This window comes from Cognaticolwellia mytili (genome assembly GCF_002104475.1).
Classification (GTDB): domain Bacteria; phylum Pseudomonadota; class Gammaproteobacteria; order Enterobacterales; family Alteromonadaceae; genus Cognaticolwellia; species Cognaticolwellia mytili.
Window position 1 is genome coordinate 772,143 of the sequence record NZ_NBOF01000001.1, and the last position, 17,323, is coordinate 789,465.

Below are 17,323 nucleotides of genomic sequence, written 5' to 3' on the forward strand. Positions count from 1 at the left end.
TCGAACTTTAACACTGGATCGGCTCTACTCTTAACTGGCGTTTGTACTTATTGATATAATGAAGTTAATAAGTATTCTTTGAAAAAAGAAAAATTATTGTTAACACTGCGTATATAAAAATTAGTTTTTCATGACTAACCTATTGATTTTTCAAGTAGTGTTATATTTCCCCTTTAACTTTATTAGACCTGAAGCGTTGGTCTTATACGTGAACCTGCATATCCATTCTAATAGATTTGGCTAGACCTCCTAAGTCACCGTAAATTGTTTTAGCATTTATGTTCATCTTACGAAGTAATGCATAAATATTTTCATATAAAATAAAAGGAATATTAAATTTCAAAATATTGGTGTCAGAATAAATATCTTCTAATAAAAGGTTTTCAATTTTTACGTCTTTATTTCCTGCAATTAAAAATGTACCAGATTGTCGATCAATTCTTGCATTTAACTCCAAAGGTTCAGTAATCCAGATTACATCATACGAAAACCGATCAACAACCTCGTCAAATAGCTCATCCTGCCTGCCAACTATTTCACTTTCAGTCTTTTTAAACTCTGAATCATAAGCTCTAATCTTCTGTAGAGAGGATTTCATTATTGAACTGTAATCTATAGCATATATGGCTAAATCTAATTTAGTTAATGGATTGTAAGCCTCTAGTGCAAAATACAGCGCTACATATGGACTTTCAGTGAAGTCGATCAATCTTGTAGGTACACCATAATGTTGCATAATAGACAACCAAGCTAATTTACTTTTTGGTTTATGTTCGCTTTTATTATAAATATGATACTTTGACTTAAAAAGGTTTAGGTAATGTTCCTCAAACTGACCAGCTTTATCGTTTGTCCAACTGCCTCCTAAAGTACGTTCAAGAGTTGATTCCAATTTCCAATTAGCATCAGCGTGGCCACGATATATATAGTTATTGGGGAGTTCATTCAAAGATCTGATTAATTCATCAGAGGACGTTATACTAATTTCTTTGATCATCCTCGTACCCTAGAATATTCATCTTTCATTTGTTCCAAAATTTCACTAATTTCAGCCCCCTCTTCTACATTTACTACTACAGCTTCTCCTTTCATCTTAATATTTTTTGCCTTTTTACCTTCGATAGGAACAACTGTTGCGGATGCCGTATTACCAGTGGCCGCAGAAGATTTTGCAACTAATTCAGCAACCTTTTCATTCAAAGTATCACCTGTGACTTCAAGAGTTCCAGATACTGCTCCCATCTGTTGAGCATACACAGATAAAGGTTTTTGAAACAACTCATCTGCATCAACAGGGTTTGGCCCTGTGAAAGTAGCCTTAAATTTTCTAATTGAATATGCTCCCCTTAATTTTTCAATAAAGTCTAAAGGGTCTGGTATTACGTCTATTCTAACTTCCACTCCTGCATTAATTATTGTATCCGTTGAAGAAAGAAGATCTACAACTCTTCGACTTATAACACTAGCATCTGGCGCTAGTTTTGACTTCTTTGCTATACCAAGTAATCCAATACTTGAATCAAAAATAATGACCGTATAAGGGCTTGAATCATCTAATTGGTCAATAAAATTTCCGGTCTCTTTATCAAATCTTTCAACTGTAGTTGTGGTTGTTTTTCCTACTGCAAAAGATCCTGAAAACTCATCAAGATAATGAACATTACCTAAATGCCATTCACTAAATGCGTTTAATGTAAACTCTGGTTTATCATTAATAGAGTCCAAAAATAGTTGAGCAGATGTCTTATTTTCAGCCAATAACGGTAATTGAGCTGGTTTAATAAATTTTGCTCTGTATAGATGATATTCTTTTAGTCCCAAAATGATTACTTCCTGTTAGCTTGATAAATAATCTAGTTCGTCTTTATAAGGCATTAAAGGTTCATATAACTGATGATATGCTTTACCAACAGCCCCTCTAAATTGAATTAATTTAGGAGGATTTACACCTATAGAGATAATGTGCTCAATAGCTAAACCTGGGTATGGGTCAATATACACAATTTCTTTAATTCCTAGTTGATATGCTTTTTTAGCACATAATTCACAAGGACTAGCAGTTGTAAATAGCTTTCCGCCCTCTATACCAACACCACCATATTTAGCTAATTGTAAAAATGCATTTTCTTCTGCATGTAATGAGCGGGTGTGTACTTGATTTTTTTCATTATCAATTGTGTTTTGAATTGATTTAAAACAATATGCCAAATTACGTCCCTTCTTTCCTAGATCTTTAATTTTGATTAATTCTGTTGCAGCTTGCTTCCTGAATTTTTCATTATTTCGCTCATATTTACTGTATGTAGTGTCACTAGAAAAATTTTCCAAGTCTTCCAAAGAGCGTAAATTACAAGGAACTTGGCCCTTGGCTACATCATTCCAACCAACTGATTTTATTGAATAATGAACATCGGTTACGACCGCACCTACTTGTCTTGAAATACAACCCGAATTCATTTTGGCAGTAAAAGCTATTTGCATAACACGCTCTTGGGGGGTCGGCGTTACTAGTCCTGGATGTTTGATTAAGCTTAAATACCAAGCTAATTGAGATTTTAAAACATTATGATTTTGTGCTTCATTTCTTGGATTAAATATATGAATATCAGATATCTCAATACATTTTTTTACATTGGAAATAATAAGTTCATCGTATTTATCGTATGCTGATTTAGCTTTAATTTCTTGTTCACATGCACCACATTTATACTCATTTTTGTCATCAGGAAACTTACCTGACTCATGCTTATCAATTTCATTTATTTGATCAACGGTGAATTTATACTTATCTTGTAAATATTTCTTCCGATCATCGGTTGGTGCATTAATAGAAACAAGATAAAACGCAGCATAACGATCTTTGAAATATTTTGCTTCGTATGGGTTACGAATCGTATCAACCGCGATATAGGTTTTTTTATTATCTTTTTTGTCTTTATAACGATAAAACTTAACGAGTCTGTTGACCATTCTAGGTAATGAAAACAAGCCCTGTGGTTCAAATGGCTGCTCCCGATAATTAGGAATAATTTTGGTTGTTCTACGTATGGAGTCCCCTACACCTTGATAGATAGGAACGTAGCTATTAGCTAAGTCTGACTTTAACACTTCTTTTAATTTCAAAGTAAATGTTTTAATCACTCCAAACCATTTCGATATATCTAAGTCTTTTAGATCATGATCTAGAGTACTTGTACCATGTACAAAGAAATCACACTCTTTCGATAGATTTTTAAAGGCTTTCTGACTTTTTGTGAATTCAGACTTCTTCAATACTGCGTCTAATTTCTGATGTAAATCTTTATTAATTACCGACTTAATAAAATTTTTAAAATCATCTACTTCAAGGTTTAAAATTTGAGCACTAATAAGTTCACTGATTTTTATTATTTTGAAAGGTTCATTGTTTTCAACAGCATACTTTCTAACAATCTCATAGCGTTTAGTGTCCATACCCGTAAAGTACGTTTGATTGTTATAGTTAACCTCATTAACTGTAGGGGACTGTAACTCATCACTTAATAAGTTAGCTGTTGTAGTGCAGCCAGAGCCAGTACGACCGGTTAAGCCAATTAGTATGAAGTTACTACGTTCGCCTAATAAATTTGAGATCAAATTTGTATTTTCCATATACTTTTTAATGCCTTAATTTTATCAAACTGCATTTTGAACAACGCATGTTTATATGATTTCTTGTTTGGAAATATTTACTACTTCGATTGCCCTGTAATTTGAAACAACCAAGTTTAATAAACTGTTGAGGGATTATAAATTAGCATACAAATAAAAAAGTCTATACTTATCAATTGTTAAGTATGTTCCTAAATAAAAGCCACTTCAATAGGCAGAAGTTATTAATTGTATTTTTGTTTGATAAATATCATTGTTTTCGAAATCTTGTGTCATTTTCACAAGGAATACCATCTCTATCGCCATCCATTTTTGTATTTGGACAATGATTAATAAAATACACGGCTTCTGCGCGAGATGTCATTTGGCTACAATATTGTCTGCCATCACACGAGAACTGAGAATTTGTATCAATATCTGCATTTGTATCCGAAAAAGCACGATTTGATAACGGTTCACTCGGTATAGTGTTAGGTACTGTTATGCTGGGTGTTTGCTGAATTGGTGTCCTTGTTGGCGATAAACCTAGGCGTTGATAACTAAAAGCTCCAATACCTATGATCATAATCAGTAAAACAAATTTATTTTTAGGCGCTGAAGTGTTTCTATCTATTCTTGGCTTATGGCGAGATTTATGTTTTTCTGGTTTAACAGCAACCCCTTCAATGCGGCAGTTAATGGCTCTAGATTTACCATTGCCCTGCTTTTCCACCTCAAAATAGATGAAATCACCTACTTTAGGCTTTCGACTCATGGTTCTTAAGGCAGAGATATGAATAAAGATATCTTGATTAAGCTCACTCGATTCAATGAAGCCAAAGCCTTTACCATCTATCCAGTTTTTTAGTTGTCCTTTATGCATCACAGTTCCATTGCAAGTGTCATTTAAATTACATATTAATATACTAACCTAATATTTCATAATAACAGTTACTTAGGTAGCGTTGAAATAAGGTTAATTTATGAAAGTTTGTTTTGTATCATGCTTTAAACCACATTAGTTAAACCAATTGAATTAGGTAGGTTCATTTCTATTGGGTTTATAGCGTTATGACCCATTGAATATGAAAAGACCTGTTGTGATGGAGTGCATATTGTTCTGTTTGCACCTATCTCAAATACTTTTGGCACACCAAAAAGTTACCATACATAACTCTCAATTAACTCGATTAGTAACACTTAGAAGGAACTGGCTTATTTAAGCTTGTTGATCGGCTTTATGATTGGCTTGTGAAAACATTGGTAAGTTTCGTTTAATGCTTACATTAACCCTGCTAAATACTTAGCAGGGTTAAAACTACGATAAGAAACTATACTAAGAGATTAAAATGAGTAGGTAATTCTAGCCCCGGCTTCTCTTGGTGCGCCAAGTCTTACACCTGCCGTACCATCTGATGAGGTAATATTGTTGTTTAAATCATATAACTCGTCAGTTAAGTTTCGAACGTAAACTTCTAATTTCATTTGGTCGAGTTCATAGCCGCCGTTTAGGTTTACTAAAGTGTAGCTATCCATTTCACGTGTGTTTTCTACATTAGAGTATGAAGCGCCTGTGTACGTAACATTTACATTACCAAAAAAACCATCATCGTTTGCATAACTTAGCCCAACAACACCAGTTTCTTCAGGAGCAAATCTAAAATCACTGCCGCTAAAGTCTTGCGAACCATCTGGCGATACAAAGTTATCGTATTCAGTACGAGAAATAGCGAACCCAGTGTATAAATCAAAATTGTCATTTATTTCATAACTAAAACTAACTTCAGCGCCTGATAAAGTAGACTCTCCGGCATTCACTGTCATCGTAAACGAATCATTCGTTGTGCCTGGCTCTCTAATAGCAACTTGCTGATCAGTCCAATCGCTGTAGTAAACATTGGCGTTAAATACACCTTTACCCTCTAAAACAACAGCACGAAGTGATGCTTCATAGTTCCATAGTTCTTCTGCATCGAAGTTATTGATACCATTTAATAATGTCAGCTCTGAGCCGCCAGAACGGTAGCTTTTCTTAACAAAAAAGCTGGTTGATACATCATCGTTCCATTTATACGTTATGCCTGCGTGAGGAAGTAAATTACTGAAATCTTCACTTTTATTTGTTTCTGGTACTTCGTTAACTAATCCTGTTAACTGAGAGTTAATTAAAAATATGACCTGATCAATGGTCGTGCCGCCACCTAAGTCGATGCTGCCAAATGGGCCACCCATTTGTGGCAGTGTATAAGTGCTGTCAGTACTTGAAGCGGTTAAATATTCTTGCTTTTCGTTATCGTAACGAAGACCCGCATTTAGTATCCATTGTTCGCTTAAGTCAAATTCCCATTCAGAAAATATTGCCCAAGTTGATGTATCTACGTTAGTCTTTCCGTAATTAACTGTTGGGAAAAAAGGTTCGTAAAGTGCAACAGGTAATACTGCTGTTGTTGTTAGCACAGCACCTAACCCCGGTATAAATCCGTCAAATAAAACAGGTAAGTTAAAGTTGATGGTATTCGTTTGGTTACGTTTTGCTTCAATGCCTGAGAAATACAAACCTGAACTACCACGTATGCCCTCGCCTTCATAATTAAAGCGAAATTCTTGCGACCAATTATTATCTTCGCTTTGTCGGTTAACGATTCCGCCACCATCTTCTACCGTTCGCAAGGTTTGGTCTGAATCATTAAATCGAACCCGCTCACCACTTTGGTAAGCAGATATACTTTTTAGTGACCAATTGTCATTAATATCATAGTCAATATTTAGTGAGAATAAATCGGCGTCAGTGTCAAAAATTGCATCAGCATCTGCTGTGGTAACACGGTCTTCTTTGTTGTAACCATCAAGCAAAAAAGTACGTGAGCTACCGTATTCACTTTCAATACGTTGATAAGAGAAAACAGCTTTAAAGTTATCTCCTGGTTGATACAACCATTTCACGCGGTAAACATTGCTATTGGCATGACCATAATCATCTTCATCGCGGGTAATATTGTTAACATAACCATCAGACTTATTTTGCTCTACGGCAAAACGTATTGCCGAAACATCGTCAACTATGTTGAAGTTAGCAACACCTTTGATTTCTTGTCTGTCATATTCGCCAAAACCAAGTCGAATTTTTCCTTCATTTTCAAATGTTGGATCTGCGGTATTAATTACTACAGCACCAGCTAGCGCATTACGCCCAAGGTTAGTTGACTGAGGACCACGAAGTATTTCAACTTGGTTTACATCCCAAAGTTGCCCTGCGGCTTCACTCTTTACCCAACCAGACAGCGTTACGCCATCAACAACAACCGAGGCTAAATCGCCACGGTTTGGCAGTGAAGCACCATCGCTATTTCTGACACCTCGAATACGAAAACCAAACTGGCTGCCGCTAACCCCTGGCGTTTGTAAGAAAACATCAGTTAAATTATCTAAGTTGCGCTCTTCAAGTAATTCTTCAGTGAAAACAACAACACTTTCTTTGGTTTCTTGCAGTGTATTGGCAATTTTTTGTCCTGTAACAACAATACGCTCTACCTCGTTATCATCTGCACTCATTTGCTCTGCTGAAGCAGAAAAACACGCAAGGCTTACGGCAATTGCCAAGCCACTTTTAGCAAAAATCTTCATTATTATTTTCTCTTAAGTTTTTATGTTTATTAAAGTTAATTCTAATTATTTATCTAGGTACGTAACTGTTATTTAAGTGAAATGTGATATGACCACTTATCTACTCAGGCACAACTATCTATAGCGACGGTTAGCCACCGCCGCTAAAAATAACCTTAGGCCAGTGCCTTATCTGTTTTATCGATTATGGTGAGTTCTTCAGATTTGACATATTTCAGGGTTTTAAACCCTATCCATAAAAGCAGCACGGCAATCAAAGCCATTCCTGCACTTACACAACCAACCATCCAATAACCATTTCCTATCATCAACGCCATTTTCTGACCAAATACAGACCACTCAAAAACAACGGTGGCGCACAGAAAAGCGCCACTTGCTATCAAGTTATAGCCAATGAAAGGACGTAATTTATTAACGAAAAAACCTGCAATAGTCGATAGCAAAAGTATTATGCCAAAAGCATATTCAATAACGTGCTCTCTTTCATTTAGTGCCTCAGGCAAGCTTCGCTCTAGAAAAAAACAAATAGATGTTGCGGTTATTACGCCAATACAGCCACCAAGCGTTGCGCCACGAGTAAAGGCAAGCGTTTTTGGGTATTCATTTTTCTTTTGACGCTTAACTACCCATAAAACATTACCGGCGATTATCATGGAGCAAAATGCGATGGCCAATACAAAATAAATCAAACGCATATCTGTACCGGCATAGTTGGCAAAGTGCATGGAATACAGCATTTGCAAACCTTCTGCGAAAACATTATCTTCAGGTAGATTCATACTTTCGGGATAGCTATTTGTCGATACTTGATAGAAGCGTGAAAACGATTTATGAAAGCCGTTGTTATAGAATCCCCTAAATTGCAATACGGCATTTTTGTCACCATAGGCATAAATATTAAGCTGGGTAATGTCGGCTTGGTGTTTTTGTGAAAGGCTATCAGCAAAGGCTTTAAGATCAGGCATTTTTATTGATTCATCGCTAGCTTCACTTTTATGGGTATAAAAGCCCGCATCTTGGGTCACGCCATTTAAATCGCCTTTGTAAAGTACTAATACACTAGGTATTTGCACCAAAATCAGTAAATTTAATATAACGCCTGAAAGCGCATACATGATGGCATATGGCAGGCTTATCACGCCAATCACATTGTGCATATCAGTCATTTGTGAGCGTGTTGTTTGATCTTTTCGATACAAGAAAAAGTTTTTAACTATTTTCTTAAGCTGAACAACAACACCAGTAATGGTGATCACGAAAAAAAATAAAGTAATAATACCAACAATATACAAACCCTGTGGCAGCTGCAGGTTGTAATGTAATTCATACAAAAAATGAGCAAATTCAAACGGGCTATGCTCAGTGAATACTTCACCACTGTATGGGTCAATCAGGAGGCCAAGATATTTCTTTTTTACTTTCTTGGCTTCAATTGGTTGCTCTACAATATTTTCTTTTTCAAACTGCTTTTCAGATACTACAGGTACAGGAAAATACATCTTCAAAAAAGGTGATTTTTCATTTGGAAAAAGCAATGAAATTCGTTCGCCGGGCAAAACACCATGAATTTTTATTTGCTCTTCAACCAAGTTATTGTAATCAATAAAATCACCACGTGTTTTCGCTTCGGTATCAATATTGTAATAAGGCAACGTAGCCCATTGCTCTAACTCCGGTTGAAAAAAAGTGATTGCACCAGCCCAAAATACGATAAAGAGTGGTAATGAAATAATTAAACCTACCCAACCATGGGCATTTAGCGCATTCTTCAATGTTTCAGACTTCATACGCCCTCCTGAATATAAAACCAAGCATTAATCAACGCCGTAACTAAAAAACTAGCCAGACAAATCAAGGCCGGCCTTTTAATTGATTGAACACAATAAAACCAGCTAATCAGTGCACTCCATACCGTAAATCCACCGATGACTGCGATAAACAAAAAAACATCCTTTGCTAGCGGAACGATAAAGCCAATATTCATGAACAGGCTCATACTCAGAAAAAATCCAAGAAACAGACCTATAAAAGTTTTCGACCATAATGATTCAAACCACATAAAAACCTCCGATCAGCGCCGTGATTAAAGTCATAACCGTGCCGAAAATTAGCGTTTTTCTTTGGTGTGGGAAATATGGCATAGCCAAGGAAAGTAAAATCCAAACCAACATGACCATTACGATAAGAATCAACATGGCTGATAACCAATGATGCAGGTTTAGCAACAATATAAATGCAGCAATCATACTGATACAGAATAATGACCAGCCAACATTTTTAGAAATTGGTTTCGACAAAACCATTTGTCGTTCAGATGAGGCATATGCACTGGCACTACCGAACCAACATAAACAAAGTGCAGCAATATTAATCAAAAAACTCATGAAATATATTTTGTAAAATAAATAATAACGGAATGTTAATAGATCCTCTCAACAAAGAGAAGTGTTAATGTTAACGATAAGCACTATCATTTGCATTAATAGGTAAAAAAATATCTTAAAATGTAGGTTCATTAGATATTCACGGAATCAAAACTTAGTATATCTATATTACTCGATCACCCCCCTCCTACAGAGACCGCGCACCTTGCCCATACTACCTTTCGCTGTATAATGCGCTACCATCCAGACTTACGTTCAAGCTATGTTTAATGCCCATTACTAGTCAAAACAGTTTAGCAGCGCTCATTGAGCCGAGCCAAAATCATCAGCATTTCAAAATATTTAAGCCCTATGGTTTTTTAAGCCAATTTGTACCGGAATCACGAAAGAAGAAACATCTACTAGGCGAGCTATTCAACTTTCCTGATAAAACGATGGCGATTGGCCGATTAGATCACGACTCCGAAGGCTTATTATTACTGACAACAGACGGTATGATGAGCTACAAAGTCAGAGATAAAGGCATAGAAAAAGAATACTACGCGCAAGTTGATGGCGAGATCACTGAAGAGGCAATGTTAAAACTAAAAAATGGTGTTGATATTGGTATCAAAGGCACTAAATATCAAACTCTGCCTTGTAAAGCGTTCAAGCTGGACGAAGAGCCTGAACTGCCCTCTCGTGGTCGTAAAATTCGTGATCCAAAGCACGGGCCTACTAGCTGGGTTTCCATCACACTTTGTGAAGGAAAAAATCGTCAGATAAGAAAAATGACCGCTGCTGTCGGATTTGCGACATTAAGGCTGGTAAGAGTTCGCATTGGCGACATTCATATCGATAGCTTAATTGCTGGTGACGTTATTACGCTACCTAGTTTAGACGCTGCACTTAATAGTAATGATCAAAGTTAAACAGAGTTGAACTGGTACTCAGCTAAATATACTCATTATTTTAAATGAAACATACGCTAGGCCTGCCCAATGCTGATTTCTCTGCCTCTACACATCACTGAGATAAGCTGTTAACCTTTTACCGTTAATTTAGTACTGCACTCAGAGTATTAATAAGAAACTAATAAAAAAACCTTAGAAGTCCCTCTAAGGAAATCTGGAATATTAAAAATGAAATTAACCAAAATTGCAGTTGCTTTAAGCGCTGTATTTATTTTCTCAGCATGTTCTGAGCAAGAAGCTAAAGTAGAAACTCCACAAGTAAGCCATGAAAGTTCAGCGTCTTCAACCTCTGAAGCAACTTCATTTAAATGGCAAGCAGAGCGCTTTGCTGATATTCGCGTTTTACGTTACCAAGTGCCTGGTTTTGAAGATTTACCATTAGAGACCAAAGAGCTGTTGTTTTACTTATATAAAGCGGCCCTTTCTGGCCGTGATATTACTTGGGATCAAAACTACAAGTTCAACTTAACTATTCGTCAAACACTTGAAGCGGTTATACGTGATTATTCAGGTGATAGAAGTACTGAAGAATTTAAAAAATTCAATGAGTACACCAAGCGAGTTTGGTTTTCTAACGGTATTCACCATCATTATATGTCAGGTAAAATTATGCCTGAGTTTTTAGCGAAATCTTTTAACGACTATGTCACGAATGTTGCAGATAAAGGCAACTTACCCTTAGCTGAAAATCAAACCGCTGAGCAATTAGTGACGCAATTAACAACTATTTTGTTTGATAGCAACATTGCCAGAAAAATGGTTGACCAATCAGCTAACATTGATAACGTTGTGGCATCATCGGTTAACTACTATGAAGACGTGACTGAAGAAGAAGTTATTGATTTTTATAAAAATAAAAAAAATGCAGATGATAAACGCCCTGTTTCATGGGGATTAAACTCAAAACTAGTCAAAAAAGATGGCCAACTTGTTGAACAAGTATGGAAAGTTGGCGGTATGTACGACAAGTCTATCAGCGAGATTGTACATTGGTTAGATAAAGCAGCCACCGTTGCTGAAAATGAACAGCAAAAGAAGGCATTAACTTTATTAGCAAAATATTTCCGCTCTGGTGATTTGAAAGACTTTGATGAATACTCAATTGCCTGGGTTAAAGATATTAATTCAGACGTTGACGTTGTTAATGGCTTTATTGAAGTTTATGACGATCCTTTAGGCTATCGTGGTTCATTTGAATCTGTGGTGTCAGTAAAAGATCATCACGCAACAAAAGTTATTTCAGCTATTGCTGATCAAGCGCAATGGTTTGAAGATAACTCGCCACTTATTGAGTCGCATAAAAAGAAAGAAGTTAAAGGTATAACAGGTAAAGCAATTACCGTGGTGATTGAGTCAGGTGATGCGTCACCATCAACCCCTATTGGTATCAACTTACCTAATGCTAACTGGATACGCGCTGAGCATGGCTCAAAATCGGTAAGCTTGACTAATATTGTTGATGCGTATGACCATGTTAAAGGTGGCTCTTTATCTGAGTTTGTTTGGGATGAAGCAGAGCTTAATCGAGCGAAAGAGTTTGGTCCGTTAGCTTCTCATTTACACACGGATTTACATGAAGTGATAGGACATGCTTCAGGGCAAATTAATGCTGGTGTAGGTACGCCAAAAGAAACGTTAAAGCAATATGCTTCTGCACTTGAAGAAGGCCGTGCTGATTTGGTTGGTCTCTATTATCTTTTGGATAACAAGTTAGTTGATATGGGCATTATGCCAAGCATTGAAGTTGGCAAAGCCAGTTATGACAGTTATATTCGTAACGGATTGATGGTGCAATTGAATCGCCTTAAAATGGGTGAACAAATTGAAGAAGCGCATATGCGCAATCGTCAATTAGTCGCAAGTTGGGCTTTTGAAAAAGGCGCCAAAGATAATGTTATTGAAAAAAGAGTACGTGACGGGAAAACTTATTTTGTTATAAATGATTATAATAGGTTACGGACTTTATTTGGTGAATTATTACGTGAATTACAACGTATCAAATCAGAAGGTGATTTTGCTGCCGGCCAAGCGTTAATCGAAAATTATGCCGTTAAAGTTGATGTTAAGTTACATCAAGAAGTGCTTAATCGATTTGAAAAGTTAAATCTTGCGCCATTTTCAGGTTTCATTAATCCAAAACTTGAAGCGGTTTATGAAAATGGTAAAGCTGATGGAAAAATAATTGATGTTACCATCAGTTACCCGGATAATTTTCAAGAGCAAATGCTAGAGTATTCAAAGGATTATGGTTTATTGCCTGCAATAAATTAATAGCAATTAAACTCATCTAGTTTTTGAGCTTTATAATAAAGGCGTGAGATATTCTGTAAATAACTCACGCCTTTTTATTTTCTTAATTTTATATTTTAGCTTTGGTGCTATTAGCTAGGCTTTCTCGCCAACATGGTAGCAAACTGTAATTTTGCGCCATTGTGCATAGTGCCGACATCTTCATTGTATTTAATCATTTCCCAACCTTGATAAGCTTCACTCAACTGCCCTGCTTTTAAGGTAAACGGGAACGGCGCTGGGCATGGATGTTCTTCGGTATTCATGGCGCAAACGATGAGGTTATAACCGCCCGCTAAAGTAGCGTTTTGCATATCAGCAATAACCGCATCAATACGAGATGGGTCGATAAACATTAATGTAACAGTACACGAAATAAAGCCATAGTTATCGCTAAGATTGGCATTGTTAATATCGTATACTTGCGCCTTAATATTACTCAGTGCCTCGTCATTAATAATGCTTTGTAGCACATCAATGGCACCGGGGTTAGCGTCTATACCGGTAACGTTAAACCCATGTTGGCCAAGATATAGTGCATTACGTCCATTTGAACAGCCCATATCTAGGGTGGTACACGGCTGAATAACTTTGCACGCTTCAACAACTTCACTGTGGGCTGGATTTAAGCCGTAACGACTATTTAGATCAACTATCATGGTAACTACTTAGGTTTTGAAATATGGGTGATTATCTTACTACTAACTTATAGATTCAACTTGACCCATATCAACAGCACTTACTATTTGAAGCTAAGTATTAACTTAGCAAACTATGTTTTTTAAGACATCTATTAAGATTGGGCCAATAACCATTAAATCAAAGCAAAATGGTTAAACAGGATAATGGTTATCACGATTGAAATCAGTATCAATAATATCGATAACCACTTCCCAAATGACATGCCTTTGTATGCCGCTTGCCAACTTTTTTTAATACGCCGTAGTTCTTCTCGGTGTAATTTAGCATGTCTTAAACCATATAAATATGTACCAGATACCGCTAAAGCACTGAGTACAATACCGAAAAAAAAGTACAGTATTTTTGTAGAAATACCGTAGAAAACGCCAAAATGTAACGGGTCTGCGGCTTCGGATATACGTATATGGATAGATTGATCTTGTGCAAAGCGTTTTGATAACACTTCACCATTAACGGGATTAAATACAAGGTTATTTGCTCGGTCACGTACAAGCATTGTATCGTTTTGCCCTTGTATGATAACCGCATTGCGGCGCTTACTGGGTAAAATAATTTGTTTTATTGCCATGTCATGGTGGCGAGCTACACTCGTAACCATAGTATTAAATACCTGTTGACTTGGTATAACAATAGGCTGGTTTTCTGTTGTTATAGTGTCAACTTGTTCTGGAAAGCTAGCATTTAATCCCCAAATTTCAACTAAATACCAAACTCCAGTTAAACAAACAACAAGCAGAAGCCAACTTGACCATAAACCAAATAAGCGATGGCAGTCGTTCCAAAATGTTTTGCTATTGCCAGTTCTTGGTTTTACAAAAAACTTTTTCCACCATTTAGGGATCAGAAAGAAGCCTGATATTAATGAAAAAAACATCAACAGCCCCACAATACAAACAATGGTTGTACCAATAATGGTCGGCATCATAAGGTGTCGGTGAGTCATACGGAAAAAACGTTGCCAGTTATACCAGCGCCCTTCTCCTTGATATTCTCCGGTTTCTGGATGGAAAAATTGCCGGTAACGTTGTTCATCGTCATTGATACGTATGACTTCAACAGCAAACCAATTATCGATGGGGGCATTAATGGTCGTAATAACATGGTCAGTTTGGCGTTGGCGGGCTGATTGATAAACCAGTGACCAGTTAATTTTTGATGATTCTACAGTAGGAAACACGCGTTTGGCTTGATTCGTTGCCCAGTCAAGCTCATGCGATACCACAGCTAAGGTGCCCGTGATCAATATAAAACAAATTAAAATTGATAACTTAATACCGGCGACACTGTGCCAAGCATACCACTGTTGTTTATTCATAACTTATCGTTTTAAAGAAAGTGAAAAGGCCTCAACTCATTGAGGCCTGTTGTTAATTTAGCGGTAAGAAATTACAAGGAATAACTTACTTGTAATAAAATGCTGCGTGGCTCACCCGGAAAATGACCGTTGCGCTTATTAAAACCACTGGTTGCATATTCTTTATCGAAGATGTTTTTTAAGTTCAGCTGAACATGGAAATCATCAATTCGTGTTTGCCAGCTTGCATCCCAAGTTGTATAAGACTTCACTTTTTGACCATCTAAACTTAAACGATCATCAACAAAATCAAAACCGATAGCAAAAGAAGAATTTAGGCTTGGTAATTCGTAACGTGTCCATAGTCCTAAGGTATGGTCTGGCGCATTGGCAAATTCATCACCAATTGAATTTCTAATATCATCAGGATTGCCGCCTGTAATCGTTGCATCGTTATATGCGTAGTTAATCATAGCTGTCCATTGCTCGGTGATATCACCTACAACGTCAATTTCGATGCCTTTACTGGTAACTTCACCAATTTGAACTTGTGCCGGACGATCACTACCTTCTATAAAGCTAGGGTTAGCAACTTTAACGTCTTCTTTTACGATGTGGTAAGTGGCAAAAGTTGTCGTGATACTGCCATCTAACCAAATATTTTTAATGCCAATTTCATGCTGTATACTAGTTTCTGGATCAAAAATTTCCCCAATATCTGGTTGACTCGATAACCTTTGCGGGTTGAAGCCTTCTGCTCTATTGGCAAATATCGACATGTTTTCATTCGGTTGATAAATGGCGCCAAGTCGTGGACTAATTTTATCATCATCCACTTTTTGATTGTTGGTAACGTCTTCGTCTTCAAAGCGATCAAAACGTGCACCCGCAATAGCGATCCATTGTTCATTAATTCTAATTTGGTCTTGCACGTAAACACCTAAACGTGTGCTCTTCGTTTCAGTAATACCACGGTCAAATATTTTGTATGTACTGCTATCAGAAACCCCATAAACTGGGTTTAGAATGTCTATAGTTTGCACATGAATAGAAGCATCAAATATTTGTCTTGGATCTGCAAAATTATTTGCATTTGTTGTTCTTGTTAAGTCGCTAAATTTGTTATGAAATTCAGTTTCGACTTCAGCATAATCAGCACCAAATAATAAGGTATGCTCTAAGCCTGAAAGTGTTGCTTCATAGACGAAGTCTGTGGTGATACTCCATTCGTCATTTTTACGTTTTTGATCACGGAATTGGCGCAGCATTGCAGTGTCTTGCGCAGGAAATCCTAATGCGGTTAACAATGGTAAAGACGCGGCTTTGACTGCCGGGTCAAGATCACCGACTAAACCCGCATTTTCATGATACTGCTGATCACGCTCATTGCTTAATGTTCTTATCACTGTGGTATTAGTGAAGTTATCCGCCAATTCTATATTCGACGTAACTTGAAAAACATCCGCTTCTAGGCGTTGAAAGTCTGACTTTTCATTTGCGTTGTAGCTAATATCAGTTAAAAAATTTCCGTTATCATCAACGGGCACGCCACGTAAACGATGCGCACCTAAGTCTTGATCGATATAATCATATTGAAAAACTAATTCAGTTTTATCATTAGGTAACCAAGTTAAACCAGCAGAAAGTAATGTGTTTTTTTCATCGGCGTTATTGCGGAAGCCGTCTTTACTTTGATGAAACCCCCCAACACGATACGCAAGAGTTTCATCTTTATTAAGCACGCCTGTGGTTTCTGCACTAGCGCCGAACAAACTGTCGTTGCCCGTAAATACGGCAAACTCTGTCGCTTGTTCGAATTTAGGTTTTTTAGTTACATAATTAAGTAATCCACCAGGCTGTCCAGCTCCGTAAAGCATGCCTGTAGGACCTTTTAACACTTCTACACGTTCGATATTGAATAACTGCGGAATAGAAAAACCAGAATAAGGGTCACCTTGAACGCCATCATATCTCACTTGATCTTGGCGGAAACCACGGGCATTAATGCCAGAATAACTAAACTGCGTGACCCCTGAAATTGAACGATAAAGATCTGTTGTTTGCCTAACAGCCTGATCAAGCATGAGTTCATTGCTTAATACTTGCACTGATTGTGGTAAATCCATGTAGCGAGTCGGTGTTTTTGTTGCCATAGTTGCTTCGTCAACAAAATAAAATTGCGCTGCTCGCCCTTTGACCGTGATAACCTCTATTTCTTCTTCAGCATTTTCTTTTGTTACACTATTTTGTGCAAAAACAGGAGTGGCAAGACTTGATGAAATAGCTAAGACTAATAAAGACTTTTTATAGAGTAAATTTACTGATTTAACGTTCACGACTTTCCTTAGATTGATAATGAGAATTATTGTCATTAAAATTTGCGCACATCTTAATGCAACTTATTCTCATTTGCAATACTGGCTTATTTGCGTGAAGGATAAACCAGCTAAAAGAACGTGAACTTAGTA

General features: G+C 36.9%; 13 protein-coding genes. 2 read left to right on the plus strand and 11 right to left on the minus strand.

The window, feature by feature from the left end; all coding sequences use genetic code 11:
* Window positions 1-202: 202 nt before the first annotated feature.
* The 8 genes from B7C41_RS03275 to B7C41_RS03310 form a co-directional block, all read right to left on the minus strand.
* A complete protein-coding gene (locus B7C41_RS03275) occupies window positions 203-997 on the minus strand; it encodes an FRG domain-containing protein (RefSeq protein WP_085297358.1) in 795 nt (264 codons plus the stop codon).
* Entirely contained in the window at window positions 994-1,821 is an 828-nt protein-coding gene (locus B7C41_RS03280) for a hypothetical protein (RefSeq protein WP_085297359.1), read from the minus strand. Before B7C41_RS03280 ends, B7C41_RS03275 begins: the two co-directional genes overlap by 4 nt.
* 15 nt (window positions 1,822-1,836) lie before the next feature.
* Window positions 1,837-3,630, minus strand: coding sequence for an anti-phage dCTP deaminase (locus B7C41_RS03285; protein ID WP_085297360.1), 1,794 nt, complete (start codon window positions 3,628-3,630; stop codon window positions 1,837-1,839).
* A 250-nt stretch (window positions 3,631-3,880) separates the two neighbouring features.
* Complete coding sequence (locus tag B7C41_RS03290; RefSeq protein ID WP_085297361.1) at window positions 3,881-4,492, minus strand: cold shock domain-containing protein; 612 nt, start codon at window positions 4,490-4,492, stop codon at window positions 3,881-3,883.
* A 461-nt stretch (window positions 4,493-4,953) separates the two neighbouring features.
* Window positions 4,954-7,233 carry a TonB-dependent receptor gene (locus B7C41_RS03295; protein ID WP_085297362.1) on the minus strand — a complete coding sequence of 760 codons (2,280 nt, stop codon included), beginning with the start codon at window positions 7,231-7,233 and terminating at the stop codon, window positions 4,954-4,956.
* A 155-nt stretch (window positions 7,234-7,388) separates the two neighbouring features.
* A complete protein-coding gene (locus B7C41_RS03300) occupies window positions 7,389-9,020 on the minus strand; it encodes a PepSY-associated TM helix domain-containing protein (protein WP_085297363.1) in 1,632 nt (543 codons plus the stop codon).
* Entirely contained in the window at window positions 9,017-9,292 is a 276-nt protein-coding gene (locus tag B7C41_RS03305; RefSeq protein WP_085297364.1) for a hypothetical protein, read from the minus strand. The genes B7C41_RS03300 and B7C41_RS03305 overlap by 4 nt, the downstream gene beginning before the upstream one ends.
* Window positions 9,282-9,617 carry a hypothetical protein gene (locus tag B7C41_RS03310; protein WP_085297365.1) on the minus strand — a complete coding sequence of 112 codons (336 nt, stop codon included), beginning with the start codon at window positions 9,615-9,617 and terminating at the stop codon, window positions 9,282-9,284. Before B7C41_RS03310 ends, B7C41_RS03305 begins: the two co-directional genes overlap by 11 nt.
* Window positions 9,618-9,886: 269 nt before the next feature.
* Here B7C41_RS03310 and B7C41_RS03315 point away from each other — a divergent pair, with 269 nt between their 5' ends.
* Together B7C41_RS03315 and B7C41_RS03320 are read left to right on the plus strand one after the other, a co-directional pair.
* Complete coding sequence (locus B7C41_RS03315) at window positions 9,887-10,528, plus strand: pseudouridine synthase (RefSeq protein ID WP_085297366.1); 642 nt, start codon at window positions 9,887-9,889, stop codon at window positions 10,526-10,528.
* Window positions 10,529-10,738: 210 nt separating this feature from the next.
* Window positions 10,739-12,841: a dipeptidyl-peptidase 3 family protein gene (locus B7C41_RS03320; RefSeq protein WP_085297367.1), complete on the plus strand. Its 2,103-nt coding sequence runs from the start codon at window positions 10,739-10,741 to the stop codon at window positions 12,839-12,841.
* Window positions 12,842-12,951: 110 nt separating this feature from the next.
* Here the strand turns inward: B7C41_RS03320 and tehB are convergent, their stop codons facing one another.
* The 3 genes from tehB to B7C41_RS03335 form a co-directional block, all read right to left on the minus strand.
* Complete coding sequence (gene tehB / locus B7C41_RS03325) at window positions 12,952-13,518, minus strand: tellurite resistance methyltransferase TehB (protein ID WP_085297368.1); 567 nt, start codon at window positions 13,516-13,518, stop codon at window positions 12,952-12,954.
* A gap of 155 nt (window positions 13,519-13,673) precedes the next feature.
* On the minus strand, window positions 13,674-14,876 hold the full coding sequence (locus B7C41_RS03330) for a PepSY-associated TM helix domain-containing protein (RefSeq protein WP_085297369.1): 1,203 nt from the start codon (window positions 14,874-14,876) through the stop codon (window positions 13,674-13,676).
* A 71-nt stretch (window positions 14,877-14,947) separates the two neighbouring features.
* Window positions 14,948-17,191 carry a TonB-dependent siderophore receptor gene (locus B7C41_RS03335; RefSeq protein WP_235839586.1) on the minus strand — a complete coding sequence of 748 codons (2,244 nt, stop codon included), beginning with the start codon at window positions 17,189-17,191 and terminating at the stop codon, window positions 14,948-14,950.
* Between the last annotated feature and the right edge of the window lie 132 nt (window positions 17,192-17,323).

Coding starts and splice junctions, on each gene's coding strand:
- B7C41_RS03295 (WP_085297362.1), bottom strand. CDS start 7,233: ATGAAGATTTTTGCTAAAAGTGGCTTGGCAATTGCCGTAAGCCTTGCG.
- B7C41_RS03320 (WP_085297367.1), top strand. CDS start 10,739: ATGAAATTAACCAAAATTGCAGTTGCTTTAAGCGCTGTATTTATTTTC.
- B7C41_RS03330 (WP_085297369.1), bottom strand. CDS start 14,876: ATGAATAAACAACAGTGGTATGCTTGGCACAGTGTCGCCGGTATTAAG.
- B7C41_RS03275 (WP_085297358.1), bottom strand. CDS start 997: ATGATCAAAGAAATTAGTATAACGTCCTCTGATGAATTAATCAGATCT.
- B7C41_RS03285 (WP_085297360.1), bottom strand. CDS start 3,630: ATGGAAAATACAAATTTGATCTCAAATTTATTAGGCGAACGTAGTAAC.
- B7C41_RS03310 (WP_085297365.1), bottom strand. CDS start 9,617: ATGAGTTTTTTGATTAATATTGCTGCACTTTGTTTATGTTGGTTCGGT.
- B7C41_RS03290 (WP_085297361.1), bottom strand. CDS start 4,492: ATGCATAAAGGACAACTAAAAAACTGGATAGATGGTAAAGGCTTTGGC.
- tehB (WP_085297368.1), bottom strand. CDS start 13,518: ATGATAGTTGATCTAAATAGTCGTTACGGCTTAAATCCAGCCCACAGT.
- B7C41_RS03315 (WP_085297366.1), top strand. CDS start 9,887: ATGCCCATTACTAGTCAAAACAGTTTAGCAGCGCTCATTGAGCCGAGC.
- B7C41_RS03300 (WP_085297363.1), bottom strand. CDS start 9,020: ATGAAGTCTGAAACATTGAAGAATGCGCTAAATGCCCATGGTTGGGTA.
- B7C41_RS03305 (WP_085297364.1), bottom strand. CDS start 9,292: ATGTGGTTTGAATCATTATGGTCGAAAACTTTTATAGGTCTGTTTCTT.